Raw genomic sequence first — 13429 nt, forward strand, 5'->3', positions numbered from 1 at the left:
CCCCGACGACGACGAAGGGCCTGACCCGTGACACCACGACCTCCCTGGAAGAGCCTCACCGCGGTCGCGGCGGCGCTCGTCCTGTCGGCCACCATGGCCGCACCCGCGCACGCCGCCTCCCCCGCGTCCGGCGCGAAGCGGCCCCAGACCGCCGCCCAGAAGACCGTCGCCCACATGCAGCCGGGCTGGAACCTCGGCAACACCCTCGACTCGGTGGGCGCCGACGAGACCGCGTGGGGCAACCCCCGCGTCACCCGCACGCTGTTCAAGAAGGTCGCCCAGCAGGGCTTCAAGAGCGTGCGCATCCCGTTCACGGTCGGCCAGTACGAGGGCGCCGCCCCCGACTACACGATCGCGCCCGCCACGCTCGACCGCGTCGAGCAGGTGGTCGACTGGGCGCTCGACGAGAACCTCTACGTCCTCCTCGACGTCCACCACGACTCGTGGCAGTGGGTCAACACGATGCCCACCAACCACGACGCGGTCGTCGCGCAGTTCACCGCGACGTGGGAGCAGCTGGCGCAGCGGTTCAAGCACACGTCGAAGAAGCTGCTGCTGGAGAGCATCAACGAGCCCCAGTTCGCCGGCGCGGCCGACCAGGACGCGCAGCTCGCCGCCCTCGACGAGCTCAACACCACGTTCGTCGACACCGTCCGCTCGTCGGGCGCCAAGAACGCGACCCGCGTGCTCGTCCTGCCGTCCCTGAACACGGACAACGCGCAGGCGAAGCTGGACTCGCTCGCGTCCACCATCACCAAGCTCGACGATCCCAACATCGCCGCGACCTTCCACTACTACGGCTACTGGCCCTTCAGCGTGAACATCGCGGGCGGCTACCGGTTCGACGAGACGGCCCAGAACGACCTGACCGGCGCCTTCGCGCGCGTGAAGTCGACCCTCGTCGACCAGGGCATCCCCGTCATCCTCGGCGAGTACGGCCTGCTCGGCTTCGACGCCAACACCGGCACCATCGAGCAGGGCGAGAAGCTGAAGTTCTTCGAGCTGCTGGGGTACACGGCGCGCACGTCGGGCATCACGACGATGCTCTGGGACAACGGCCAGCACCTGAACCGGACCACCTACAAGTGGAGCGACCCGGAGCTGTTCGCCGAGATCAGGTCGAGCTGGACCACCCGCTCCGGCACGGCCTCGACCGACCAGGTCTTCGTCCGCCCCGGCGCCGTCACCGCCCAGGACGTGACGCTCAACCTCAACGGACTGAAGTTCCGCGGCCTGGCCAAGGGGAACAAGACGCTCGTCAAGGGCACGGACTACACGGTGTCGGGCAGCACGCTGACCCTGTCCGCCGCGCTGCTCAAGAAGCTGTCCGGCTCGGGTGAGCTCGGGACCGCCGCGACGCTGACGGCGACGTTCTCCCGCGGCCTGCCGTGGAAGATCTCCGTCATCAACGCGACCACGCCCGTGCTGTCGTCGGCCACCGGGACCACGGACGCGTTCGCGATTCCGACGCAGTTCAACGGCGACCGGCTCGCGACGATGGAGGCGACGTACGCCGACGGCTCCTTCGCCGGGCCGCAGAGCTGGACGTCGTACAAGCAGTTCGACTCCGACTTCGTCCCCGCCGGCGACACGATCGTCCTCAAGCCCGCGTTCTTCGCGCAGGTCGAGGAGGCGCGTCCGGTCACGCTGACGTTCCACTTCTGGAGCGGCCAGCTGCTGACCTACACGGTGCAGCGCACCGGCACATCGGTCACGGGCACGGTGAGCTGACCGACCCCGCCCAGCAAGAATCAGTCGGCAGGAACCGATTCAGTCGGTTCCGGCCGACTGTTTCACGTCCGAACCGACTGGTTCATCGCACACGCAGGGAGACCGAGCGCGAGCGCGCGGAGGTCGTCGCCTTGGCCGTCGAGCCAGTCGGGGTGAAGGACGCCGACACGCTGTATCGGCCCTTCGCGAGAGCGGGCAACGTGTAGGTCATCTTCCCGGCCTTGCCGGACGTCAGCGTCGCCGTGTGGCGGCGGTGCCCGTACGTCACCACAACCTTGCCGGCCGGGTGCTTCACACCAGGCGCCGACACGATCACCGTCACACGCACCCGGTCGGACGTGCGAGCTGCGGTGCGCGAGAGCGCGACCTTCACGGTCGGCTTCGACCGGTGCGCCATCGACGAGGAAGAGGCTGAGCTGGCCGCCGCGTAGCCCGTCGCGTGCGCGGTCACGCGGACCGCGAGCCTCGAGCCCACGTCGGCGGACGTGACGACGTGGGTGGCGCTCGTCGCGCCGCTGATCGCGACGCCGTCCCGCAGCCAGCGGTACGTCACGGCCACCTTCGCCGGTGACCACGTCCCCGTCGAGGCCGTAAGACGTGACCCCACGACGGCCGTGCCCGAGACCCGGGGCGCGGACTTCACGACGAGCCTGCCGGGGGTGACTGCCGACGTCGAGGCCGACGTCGTCGAGGCCGACGTGTACCCGGGCGCGCTCGCGGTGACGCGCACCGCGAGCCGCTTCCCGAGGTCGGCAGGCGTGACGACGTACCTCGAGGCGGTGGCGCCGCTGATCGGCGAACCGTCACGGAACCAGCGGTAGCTCGTGGAGACCTTCACCGATGACCACGACACCGACGATGCCTGGAGCGTCGAGCCGACGGACGTCGTCCCGGACACCTTCGGCGCCGACGACGGCGACAAGGTCCCCGGAGCGACCACGGGTCCCGTGAGGTAGAAGTACGCCGGGACGAAGCCCTCCTTGCCCGCACGCACGAGCACGGACATCCGGGAACCGACGTCCTCGGCGGTCAAGGTGTGCCGCGCCGACTGGGGATCGTCGAGACGCTCCTCGCCGCGGTACCAGACGTAGTCGAACGTGAGGCCCGTCGTCGACCAGGCGCCGGCGGAGACGGAGACCACCGAGCCGGTGGTCCAGCGGCCGCTCGTCACCGGCGCGACGACGGCGCGGACCGTGCGCTCGGACACGACCTTCAGGGTCACGAACCGGAACGCGCCCGCCTCAGCCGCCACGGCGTCGCTCTGCGCTCCGACGGCACCGAGATCGTCCGTGAGCCAGCCCACGACGTACAGACCTGAGCTGTCCGTCACCTGAACGCGGTAGTCGATGCCTGGCCGCAGGTCCTTGATGGCGAAATTCTTGTAGTCGTCGTCGACCCGCGAGCTTCCGCGCTCGACCCACGCACCGGTTCCCTGGTCCCGCGCCCACGCGTGCACCGTCACGCCGGCCAGCGATCCGTACCACTCCGAAGGGACGCTGACCTGCCCCCAGAGGGTGGCCCGCTCCTCGGGATGCATGGTGACGTGGGCGGGCGGCGTGACGCGAAGCGCCGCGTCGCTCCCGACGAGTCCCTTGGTGCTGTCACCCGCGTAGAAGCCGCCGACGATGCCGTCGTACCGGTCGGTGAGCTCGATCGAGTAGCTCAGGTCCGGGTCGAGCCCACGGACGTCGAGCTGCAGGTCGCGCACGGTCCTGACCGCGACGACGTCACCGTCCTCGTCCCGCACCGTGGCCTCGAGGCCCCCTGTGTCGGCGGGCAGGGCCACGTCGCCGGTGAGCGCTGCCGCCTCGCGCATGACGACCACCACGCCGGACCGCGGCGCGAACGAGATTGCCTTGCTGCGCAGGCCCGTGCCGCCGTCGTCGTCGACGAGGTACCCGCCGACGAAGCCGTGACCTTTGACGGACAGCTGGTACTCGGTGTCGGGGTCCAGCCCCCCGATGGCGAACGACCCGCTGCTGCTGACGGTGCCGCAGGTCTCGTACGACCAGGTCTTGGCGCTCGCGTTCCAAGCGTGAGCCGTCACGTCGCACTGATAGCCGTCGTACTGCTCGCCCGACGGCATCGACAGCATCCCGGACATGGTCACGGCAGCAACGGGCGTCAGGCGCACCGACCCTGCGGGTGGGACGCGCTCCGCGCGATCCTCGGGCACGAGCCCAGCAGCACCCACCCCGCCGTAGCACCCTGGCGCGAGCACCTGGCTCTGGTCCGTGAGGCAGACGGTGTACTGCTCGTCGGCCTTGAGATCGACGAAGGACAAGCCCTGCGCGACGCGGGAGACCGGGTAGACGCGCGCGCCGTCGCCCGCCCGGAGAACGACGCTCAGGTCGCTCTGGCGAACCGTGACACCGGTCGGCACCGCGACGTCGACCACCAGGTGCGCCGAGAGTGCAGGGCGGATCGTGAGGTTGCCGATCGGGACGGAGACGACAGCCGCGTCGTCGGCGTCCTCGTGCAGCTCGCCCGTCGCGACATCCGTGAGATCACCGCCGACGACGGCGTGGCTCTCGTCGGCCAACGAGACGTGGAACGTCCGGTCGGCGCGGAGTCCACTGACCCGGAAGGACCCGTCGGCCCTGACGTTCGCGGTTCCGCTGCTGCCGTATGGAGCGCCCACCGTCGCGACCGCGGAGACGCGCATGGCGGTGACGTCACCCTCGTAGCCGTCGGGCAGCACGACCTTCCCGCTGATCGCGGCGGCCGCGGCGGGGTGCATCGTCATGCTCGATCCGCCGGGGACGTAGACGGCGGAGAAGCGGTCGACGAGGCCGACGGCTGAGTCCCCTGCGTAATAGCCCGGCAGGATCATGCCCTCGTACGACCCGTCCTCCAGCTCGGCGGTGTACTGCTCCGAAGGGTCAAGTCGGTTGACGACGAAGGCACCCGTGGAGTCGAGTCGCGCGACGATGCCTGTCCCGGGCGACTTGCTGAAGACCTGAACTCTCATGGCACTCAGGGTCGTGGTCACGCCCGAGGGGACGACCACGCGACCGGTCAGCGTGACCGCGGCGTTGAGTACGAGCGCTTGGCCCGCACGTGGCCTGACGGCGAGCGCCTTGGCCTGGGGTCCGAGACGACCAGCGGCGTCGACGAGGTAGCCGCCGTAGACGTCGGCATGCAACATGAAGCCAGCCTCGATGGACACCAGATAGCTCGTCTGCGCGTCGAGCCCGTCGAGCCGGTACGTCCCGTCAGCGGCGACGTCCGCCGTCGCGACTGGCGACCACGGCTCGTCGGGCGAGGCTGCGGTCACCGTGAGCTGCGGGCGATCGCCCATGTACCCGCTCGGGTACGCGACCTTCCCCGAGAGTGCGACAGACGCAGCCTGCGCAGGTGCAACGGCCAACCCCGCGACCATCAGCACGGCCACCAGCACGATGCGAACCCAGCGGCCCATGATGCTCCTGCGTCTCCCCTGTTGCAGGCGTCGAGGCGCGCCTGGCGCAGAGGATTCCACAGACTTCGCCCTGGCGGGGGCGATTCACCTACGCGATCGGATGAATCCTGCGCGAGCTCAGCGCGCCGAGCGAGACCGCGACCAGCGCCAGATGAGCGTCACGATGATGGCGCCGACGATCGAGCCGATGATGCCGCTGGCGCGGAACTTGATGCCGTCGCCCGCGATGAGGCTCACCAGGAGGCCGCCGACGAACGAGCCGACCAACCCGGCGACGATCGCCATGGTCCAGTCGATGCGCTTGCCCTCACGCCCGAGGATCAGCTGCGCCGCTGCGCCGATCAGCATGCCGAACAGGATCAGACCAAGAATGAGCATGCGCTGAGACTAGGGCACGCCGCCCCTCCCGCGAGAACGACGTTTCCGGGCGAGACAGACCCCTGCAGACGTCGGCCTCACCCGCAAAGGTCTGTCTCGGCGCGCGAGGTGCCTGGCACGATCTCGTCATGGCCGCCCTGGAGCACACCGTCGCGACGCCGCTGGGCGAGATCACGCTCGCGTGCGACGTCGAGGACGTGCGGTTCCCGGCGCCGGTCCGTCGGCCGCTGCGGACGGGTTCCGCCCAGACCTGGTCGGTGAGCGGGGTCGTCGACGTGACGCTCGTCGTCGCGCACGTGGACTCGCGGCTGGCCGACTACGGGGAGCCGCTCGACGACTTCGTCGGTGCCGTCTGGATGGTCGTGGCACACGCACCGGTCGGCCCGACGACGATCACTTCCCGACTCGCCGGGAAGGGCCGCGGCGGCATCGAGTCCGACGAAGGGCTGTGCGCTGTCACGTACGAGCGCGGCGGCGTCGCCCTGGCCATCGGGACGCACGACGACGACGTTCTGGCGCGCCGCGTCCGCGACCAGCCCCGCGTCGATGCCCTCCCACGTCAGTGGGGCCAGCTGCTCACCCCCGACAGTGGACCGCCCACCGACTTCGGCACAGGGTTCGACGGCGCCACACTGGTAATCCGGCTGCCGCCCATGCCACCCCAGGGCCGGGCTGACATCCACGTCGCGGTCGCCTGGGGTCCAGACCGCGACGACGACGCCCCGTGGCTCGCCGTCGACGGCCACTCCCCGACGAGCATCCTGACGGCCGCCCTGCGCGACGGCTGACGCCCGGCGCGCCCCCGACGTCGAGGGTTGGGCGCGAGCTCGAGGGTTGCTGGGCTCGAACTGGGTGCGAGACCTCGAAGTCGGCGAGGGGGCGACGGCGAGGTCCGGCCATTGCCCTGCGACGGCCCGCACGGGAGGATGCGGGCATGTCGACCAGCCAGCCCGTGTCGCGTCCCGCCCTGCCGCGGTGGGTCGTGCCCGCCACGCTCGTCGTCGGGATCCTGCTCGTCGGCGGCGGCGGGGTCGCGCTGTGGCGCAGTCTGCACCGCGGCTTCGGTTGGTTCGCGTACGCACCGATGTCGGAGACGGTCTACTCCCGTTCCAGCGGGCAGGGGCTCGGGATCGCGCTGCTGGTGACGGGCGCTCTGGTGCTCGGGGCGGTCGGCGGCTTCGTCGTCGGCCGCCGCACCCGCTGACAGGCTGACCGACCACACCGAGACAGACCCTTACGGGCGAGACAGACCCCTGCAGACGCCTGTCTCGCCCGCAGACGCCTATCTCGGCGGGGCACCGGAGGTCACGCGCGCCACCTGCGCGAGCGTCAGGTAGTGCTTGCGGACCGTGCCCGACGGGCGCGCGGTGATCATGGCGCGGATGCCGGTGAACAGGCGCTGGCGCTGGTCGGGGCTCGCGGCGATGTGGTTGGAGTACGTGTCCAGGACCGCCAGGTATTCGTCGGCCGTGTAGTCGATGCCGCGCACGTAGCGGTGGACGACGGGCTCGTCGAACAGCCCGCTCGCGCGGATCGCCTCGACGTCCGGCGCGACGATCGCGTCCGGGGGCTCGGGTCCGTCGCTGCCGTCGCCCAGGCCGACCTCGTCGTAGAGGCGCTGGACGTCGCGAAAGAAGGGGTCGCCGTCGTCGGGCAGGACGTGCTGGGTCGCGACGATCGCCAGCGCGCCGCGCGGGCGCAGCAGCTCCGCGGCACGCCGGAAGCCCACCGACGGGTCCACCCAGTGCCACGACGTCGCGGCCAGCACCAGGTCGAACGGGCCGACACCGCGCCAGTCCTCGAACCTCGACCCGACGATCTCGACGTCCCCGACCAGCACCCGGCGCGCGACCGCGGCGAGGTTCTGCCCCGGCTCGAGCCCGACCACCGACCATCCGCGCGCGAGCAGGCCGCGGGTCGCCTGACCCGTCCCCGGTCCGATCTCCAGGACCCGCGCGGCGTCGCCGACCGTCGTCGCGAGGTCGTCGAACAGCGCGTCCAGGTACCCCGGTCGCGCACGCTCGTACAGCTCGGCGCGCGTGTCGAAGGTCGCGGCGAGCGGGTCAGGCATCAGCCGGCGATCTGGATGAGGTTCCCGCAGGTGTCGTCGAAGACCGCCGTGGTCACCGGGCCCATGGGCGCGGGCTCCTGCGTGAAGCGCACGCCCAGGTCGACGAGGCGCTCGTACTCGGCCTGCACGTCCTCGACCGAGAACGAGGTGAACGGGATGCGGTCGGCGACCAGCGCCTCCTTGAACGGCTTGACCGCACGGTGCTCCGACGGCTCGAGCAGCAGCTCGATGCGGTCGTCGTCGGGCATCCCGACCGTCAGCCAGCGGGCGGTCGGGCCCAGCGGCACGTCCTGGCGGACGACGAAGCCGAGGATGCGCGTGTAGAAGTCGAGCGCCTTGGCCTGGTCGTCGACGAAGACGGACGTGATGGTGATGCGAAGCATGGAGTCTCCTTCGTGCGGGGGCGCGTGGTCGACGCTGGTGCCAGCATGGCAGGCATGGCCGATGCGGACGGCGCAGGCGACGTCGAGACCCTCGCCACCAACGGTCCGCAGCTGCGGAGGCAACGCAACCTCTTCCTCCCGGTGTACGGCGCGATGGCCGTCGTCTACGGCGCCGCCGCCGTCCTCGACCACGACGCGTTCATGACCGTCGCCGCGGGCCTCATAGGCCTCGGGGTCGCGTTCATCCTGCTCGCCGCCCACTACCTCGAGCCTGCGTCGATCACGCTCGTCGGGACGACTCTCGAATACCGACGTCCGCTTCGCTCGCCGCTCCGCGTCGAGCGCGCCGACGTGGTCGCGGTACGTGGCTCGATCCCGTTCCATCCGTCGTGGAGCGACAGGGTCGTCGTCGAGACGACGAACCGGACGGTGACGCTCCCCCGGTCCTCGGCGTCGCCGGCGACGCTCATCGGCAGGCTGCAGGAGTGGGCGGGCGTCGGCGAGACACCCGTGGCGGTGAACCAGCCCGACGGCCCGCCAACCGAGGCTGCGCCATGACCGACGAGCGAGCGGACGCTCGGGCGGCGGCCGGCGATGGGATGAGGGGACGCGCGACCGCAGCCCGCCCCGCCGAGGAGGTCCTCGCGTCGAACCGGCGGGGCCTGCGCAGGCAGCGTTGGTGCTCCGACGTGTACGCGGCGGCCGCGCTGGCGGCCCTGATCAACGCGGTCGTGTCTCGCGATCCCGTCATGATCGTCGGCGGCGGCGCGATGATGCTCGTCGGTGTGAGCTGGACTTTCACGACGAACATCGCGAGTCCCGCCGACGTGGTGCTGACCACGGAAGCCGTCGAGCTGCGGCGGCCACTGCGTCGATCCGTCCGTGTCCTGCGGCGCGACGTCACCGCGGTCCATGGGTCGATCGCGGCCCACCCCGACTGGAGCGACAGCGTGATCGTCGAGACGGCTGCGGGCTCGGTCCGACTGCCCCGACTCGGGTCGTCGCCCGCTCGGGTCGTCGTGCGCCTGCAGGAGTGGGCTGACGTGGATGCGCGCCCGGACGGAGTGGCGATCCACGGGGAGAGCGACCATGACGGCTAACCCCGACGAGGCTGAGGTGCTTGCGATCGGCACCCAGCTGCAGTCCATGGCGTGGTGGCTTTGCCCGATCTTCGGTGCCAATGCGCTCGTCTCGGGATTCGGCGCCCTCTCCGGACGTCTCGAGCCGATGTTCTGGGCCGTCGCGATCCCGATGGCGCTCACGTGCGGGCTTCACATCTACGCCAGCACGGGAGGCCGGCTTCCGAGGCTCGTCCTGCTGCCCGACGCGCTCGAGCTCCGACGAGCACTCTTCCCGACGCGGCGGGCGTGGCGGAAGGACGTCGTCGCGATCCGCGGGGAGTTCCCGGACCACCCCGAGTGGAGCGAGGGCATCGTCGTCGAGACGGGCAAGCGGGAGGTGAGGTTCTCCCTCTTCGACGCGCCCCGACGGGAGACGATCGCTCGCCTGCGACGGTGGGCGGAGCTGGAGGACCGACCCGAGTCCGACGACGATGCGCCGCCCCTCGCCTAGCCCATCGAGGCGGGTATTCCCTCGGTGAATACACTCAGTGTACATTCCTGCGCATGACGGTTCCGATGGCGTTGCTGGCACTGCTCGACGACGGCCCCACGCACGGGTTCGCGCTCAAGCGCAGGTACGACCGCGTGCTCGGGCACGAGCGCGAGCTCAAGTACGGGCAGGTGTACTCGACGCTCGCTCGGCTCGAGCGCGACGGGCTCGCGCGCGGCGTGGGGGTGGAGCAGGGCGAGGGCGCCGACCGCCGCGTCTACGCGATCACCGACCTCGGCGTGCAGGAGTTCGACTCGTGGCTCACCACCCCGGCGCTGCCGTCGGGCCGGCCGGGCGAGCTGTTCACGCGGGTGGTCCTCGCGCTGGTCGCGGGACGGTCGGCCGACGAGGTCCTGGCCGGTCAGCGCCGGGTGTACCTGGACCGGATGCGGGTGCTGACGGCCGCGCGGCACGACGGCGACGTCGTCGACCGGCTGGCCGGCGACCACGAGATCGCGCACCTCAAGGCCGACCTGGACTGGATCGAGATAGCGGGCGCACGCCTGGCCGACCTGCGCGCGGAGGTGACGGCGTGACCGCGGCGCTCGCGGGTCGCGGTCTGCACCACGCGTACGGCCCGACGAAGGTGCTGCACGGGGTCGACCTCGAGGTCCAGCCCGGCGAGGTCGTCGCGCTCATGGGCCCGTCCGGGTCCGGCAAGTCGACGCTGCTGCACCTGCTGGGCGGGCTGTTGCGGCCCGATGCGGGCACGGTCGAGATCGGTGGTCGCCGGATCGACGACCTGTCGGACCGTCGTCGCTCGCAGGTGCGCCTCGCGAAGCTCGGGTTCGTCTTCCAGTTCGGCGACCTGGTGCCCGAGCTGACGGTCGTCGAGAACGTCGAGCTGCCGCTGCGCCTGACGGGGACGGGCCGCCGGACGGCCCGACGCGAGGCGCTCGCTCTGCTGGAGCTGCTGGGCGTCGCCGACGAGGCCGACCGACGACTGTCGGAGGTCTCGGGTGGCCAGCAGCAGCGCGCCGCCGTCGCGCGGGCCCTGGTCCACACGCCCGATGTCGTGCTGGCCGACGAGCCCACCGGCTCGCTCGACACCATGACCGGCGAGCTGGTGCTCGAGGCGCTCGTCGGGATCTCCCGCGAGCGCGGCACCGCCGTGCTGCTCGTGACTCACGACCTGCGCGTCGCGTCCTACGCGTCGCGGGACGTGGAGCTGCGCGACGGCGTCGTCGCCCACCAGGTGGGCGTGCGATGACGGTGCTCGTCCCGCTCGGGCTGCGCCTGGCCCGGGCCGGCGGGTGGGTGCGCGCGGTCTCCGTCATCACCGGGAACGCCGTCGGCGTGCTGGTCCTGCTGCTCGCCGTCGCGCTGCCGTCCGCCGCCTATCCGGGCCACCTGCAGTACGACCCGGACCAGCGTTCGACCCTCGTCGGCGTCGTCATCGCGCTCGTCGTGCCCGTCGCGGTGCTGCTGCTGACCGTCGGACGCCTGTCGTCGGCCGTCCGCGACCGCCGCCTCGCGTCGTTGCGGGTCATCGGGCTGGGCCGGTCCCAGACGCAGACGGTCGCGGCCGTCGAAAACGCGGCGCTCGCCCTCGTCGGCGCGGTGATCGGCTGGGCCGCGTTCGTTGCGCTCGCGCCCGCCGTCGACCGCGCTGTTGCCGCTGGCCCGAAGTGGTTCGTAGCACCCCTGACCGTCCAGGTGCCGACGGCGCTCGCCACACTCATGGGCGTCGTGGTGCTGTCCGTACTGGTGTCGTTGGCGCCTGCGCGGGCGTTGCGAGCCACGGGCCGAGGCGCACGCTCCGAGTCCACGAACCGGCGGCCCAGCGTCTGGCGCCTGCTGCTGCTCGCGGTCGCCGTCGGGCTGCTCGCGGTGGCCGCCTGGGCAGATCCGAGTGCGCATCACACGCTCCAGGAGCGCGCACTCCTGGGAGGGGCGGTGGTCGGCGCGATCGCCATCGCCCTGAGCACCCCGGTCTTGGCGACCTGGTGCGCTAGTGCGATGGCGCGGTCGCGCTCGGTCTCCTCTGTGTTGGCCGGACGGGCAATCGAGGCGGAGCCTGTTGGCGCCGCTCGGCTGGTGGCTGGGATCGGTGTGGCCACCTTCCTCGTCGCGGGTGCGTCGGGCGTGCTCGTGGCCTTCGAGTCCACACCGCAGTTCAGGTACGCCGACCAGGTCCTGCATGAAGGTCCGCAGACGATCGGAGCGTGGTCTGGCCCGTTCGGCGGCGACGACGAGATCGTGAGCGCGGCGCAGGGGGCCGCACTCCGAGCCGTGCCGGGCGTGGCCGGGCTCGTCGACAGCTGGACCGCTGACGTCTGCAACGCGAAGGACGAGTGCACCTCGGCGTTCGTCGGCACGTGCACACAGCTCGAGCTGATGATGGTGGCGACGGGCTGCAGCGACGACGCAGCCGCCGTGATCCGGCCCGCAGACGCCGGCGCTCACGACCAGGCAACCGAGTTCGCACGCGGGCAGGTCGCACACGTGACGCTCAGCGGCTCCGACGACGACGATGCCGTGCACGCCGACGTCGCCCTCGGCTCGGTACCCATCATCGAGGACGTCCAGGCCACCAACGATCGCTGGGTGTACGGGCGACTCGACGCCGTCTTCATCCCCACGCACCTGATCGCTGGAGCCAGTGAGCTGCCCCATGGGGTCGACGTCGTGGCTCGCGGTGGTACCCAGGTCCAGGCCGCCGTCGAGAAGGCGGCGGGTGACGTCGGGATGTCGGTCTTCGTGTACCCGACAGACGAGGACATCAACCAAGTCATGCAGGTACGAGCGATCGTCTGGTCGCTGTCCGCGATCATCATCGGCATCGCACTCATCACGGTGGGCCTGGGCACGATCGACCGGGCGCTCGAGCGTCGTCGGGCCGTGGCACGGCAGATCGCGGTCGGCGTACCCGCGCGGGTGCTGCGCCGAGGGCAGCTGTTGCAGACCCTGCTTCCTCTCGGGATCTCGATCCTGCTGGCCACCGGCTGCGGCGCGCTGCTGATGCGGGGCTACCTCCGCTACGGCGACCTGGGCAGCTCGACGAGCGTGGGGCGGCTCACGGTCCCTCTGGTCGCGAGCCTGCTGGGCGCGGCCGTCGTCTCGCTGGCGACGATCCCCCTGATCCGCACCAAGCTGGACCCGCGCCTGCTCCGCACGGAGTGACCTCGAGCGTTCGGCGTGAGCTCGAGGGTTGTAGGGCTCGAGCTCACGCCGAAGGCTCGACCTCGGCGAACCAGCCACCGGCGGGCGCTTCCGGCTCCGGGTCAGAGGGGTAGTCGAAGGCGGGCGGAGGCGCCCAGGGCCACAGCTCGACGACGCGGTCGCGTGCCGCTGCCAGGTCGGCGGCGGCCAGCGTCACGCGCGCCTCGGGCAGGTCCAGGTCGACGGCGTGCACGACGACGACCAGGTCGCCGGGCGGCGGCGTGGGCGAGAGCCAGTACACGAACGTCGCGCACAGGTCGTCGCTCCCGCCGCTGCGCTGACGCAGGGAGTAGTCCTCGCTGGGCGGGCGCAGCCGCTCGGCGACGACCCGCCGGCCGTCGGCGAGCTCCACACCGACGAAGACCTGCTGCCGGATGAAGGCGCGCGCGGTCGGGTCGCCGTGCAGTGGCACGCGACGACGGCACTCGACCGTGAGCTCGACGCCCGTGCTGAAGACCCGGACCGGGGCGAGGGTCACCGCCGCGTCCGCCGTCGCCGCCAGCACCTGGGGATCGAGCACGGCCGGCACCTCGTTGTCCGGCGGGTGCCACCACTGACGGACCTCGTCGGACGAGTCATCACCCGTGATCACGCTCATCTCGGAGTCCATCCAGCCAGCCTGGCGGGTCACGTCGTCTCGCCGCAACGGCGCAGTGCCGCTGCTGTCCGACG

14 protein-coding genes are annotated in these 13429 nt (G+C 71.2%); 9 read left to right on the forward strand and 5 right to left on the reverse strand.

The features are described 5' to 3' along the window. The first annotated feature begins 27 nt into the window (after positions 1–27). Positions 28–1731 (forward strand): cellulase family glycosylhydrolase, encoded by a 1704-nt coding sequence (locus IC607_RS03365; RefSeq protein WP_370525979.1) that lies wholly within the window; start codon positions 28–30, stop codon positions 1729–1731. An 82-nt stretch (positions 1732–1813) separates the two neighbouring features. On the opposite strand, the gene IC607_RS03370 is transcribed toward IC607_RS03365, so the two are convergent. Both IC607_RS03370 and IC607_RS03375 read right to left on the reverse strand, forming a co-directional pair. After that, entirely contained in the window at positions 1814–5152 is a 3339-nt protein-coding gene (locus IC607_RS03370) for an Ig-like domain-containing protein (protein WP_191785558.1), read from the reverse strand. 117 nt (positions 5153–5269) lie between these two features. After that, complete coding sequence (locus tag IC607_RS03375; protein WP_191785559.1) at positions 5270–5530, reverse strand: GlsB/YeaQ/YmgE family stress response membrane protein; 261 nt, start codon at positions 5528–5530, stop codon at positions 5270–5272. Between the two features lie 128 nt (positions 5531–5658). On the opposite strand from IC607_RS03375, the gene IC607_RS03380 reads away from it, so the two are divergent. Both IC607_RS03380 and IC607_RS03385 read left to right on the forward strand, forming a co-directional pair. Further along, positions 5659–6318 carry a hypothetical protein gene (locus IC607_RS03380; RefSeq protein WP_191785560.1) on the forward strand — a complete coding sequence of 220 codons (660 nt, stop codon included), beginning with the start codon at positions 5659–5661 and terminating at the stop codon, positions 6316–6318. A gap of 146 nt (positions 6319–6464) precedes the next feature. Beyond that, on the forward strand, positions 6465–6734 hold the full coding sequence (locus tag IC607_RS03385) for a hypothetical protein (protein ID WP_191785561.1): 270 nt from the start codon (positions 6465–6467) through the stop codon (positions 6732–6734). A 78-nt stretch (positions 6735–6812) separates the two neighbouring features. Here the strand turns inward: IC607_RS03385 and IC607_RS03390 are convergent, their stop codons facing one another. Both IC607_RS03390 and IC607_RS03395 read right to left on the reverse strand, forming a co-directional pair. Continuing rightward, positions 6813–7601 carry a trans-aconitate 2-methyltransferase gene (locus tag IC607_RS03390; protein ID WP_191785562.1) on the reverse strand — a complete coding sequence of 263 codons (789 nt, stop codon included), beginning with the start codon at positions 7599–7601 and terminating at the stop codon, positions 6813–6815. Beyond that, a complete protein-coding gene (locus tag IC607_RS03395; protein WP_191785563.1) occupies positions 7601–7984 on the reverse strand; it encodes a VOC family protein in 384 nt (127 codons plus the stop codon). The genes IC607_RS03390 and IC607_RS03395 overlap by 1 nt, the downstream gene beginning before the upstream one ends. Before the next feature lie 54 nt (positions 7985–8038). Between IC607_RS03395 and IC607_RS03400 the strand changes: the two genes are divergently transcribed. The 6 genes from IC607_RS03400 to IC607_RS03425 are packed head-to-tail and all read left to right on the forward strand — an operon-like array spanning position 8039 to position 12718. Continuing rightward, positions 8039–8542, forward strand: a complete 504-nt coding sequence (locus tag IC607_RS03400; protein ID WP_191785564.1) for a hypothetical protein — start codon at positions 8039–8041, stop codon at positions 8540–8542. Further along, positions 8539–9084, forward strand: coding sequence for a hypothetical protein (locus IC607_RS03405; protein ID WP_191785565.1), 546 nt, complete (start codon positions 8539–8541; stop codon positions 9082–9084). The genes IC607_RS03400 and IC607_RS03405 overlap by 4 nt, the downstream gene beginning before the upstream one ends. Further along, on the forward strand, positions 9074–9556 hold the full coding sequence (locus IC607_RS03410) for a hypothetical protein (protein ID WP_191785566.1): 483 nt from the start codon (positions 9074–9076) through the stop codon (positions 9554–9556). Before IC607_RS03405 ends, IC607_RS03410 begins: the two co-directional genes overlap by 11 nt. Positions 9557–9609: 53 nt before the next feature. Next, complete coding sequence (locus IC607_RS03415) at positions 9610–10131, forward strand: PadR family transcriptional regulator (RefSeq protein ID WP_191785567.1); 522 nt, start codon at positions 9610–9612, stop codon at positions 10129–10131. Continuing rightward, a complete protein-coding gene (locus tag IC607_RS03420) occupies positions 10128–10805 on the forward strand; it encodes an ABC transporter ATP-binding protein (RefSeq protein WP_191785568.1) in 678 nt (225 codons plus the stop codon). The genes IC607_RS03415 and IC607_RS03420 overlap by 4 nt, the downstream gene beginning before the upstream one ends. Beyond that, the gene (locus IC607_RS03425; protein ID WP_191785569.1) at positions 10802–12718 is read left to right on the forward strand and encodes an FtsX-like permease family protein; all 1917 of its coding nucleotides are present in this window, start codon (positions 10802–10804) and stop codon (positions 12716–12718) included. The genes IC607_RS03420 and IC607_RS03425 overlap by 4 nt, the downstream gene beginning before the upstream one ends. A gap of 43 nt (positions 12719–12761) precedes the next feature. Here the strand turns inward: IC607_RS03425 and IC607_RS03430 are convergent, their stop codons facing one another. Further along, entirely contained in the window at positions 12762–13367 is a 606-nt protein-coding gene (locus IC607_RS03430; RefSeq protein ID WP_191785570.1) for a hypothetical protein, read from the reverse strand. Positions 13368–13429: the final 62 nt, after the last annotated feature.

It is taken from the genome of Cellulomonas sp. JH27-2, assembly GCF_014837175.1.
In the GTDB taxonomy this organism is placed as follows: domain Bacteria; phylum Actinomycetota; class Actinomycetes; order Actinomycetales; family Cellulomonadaceae; genus Cellulomonas.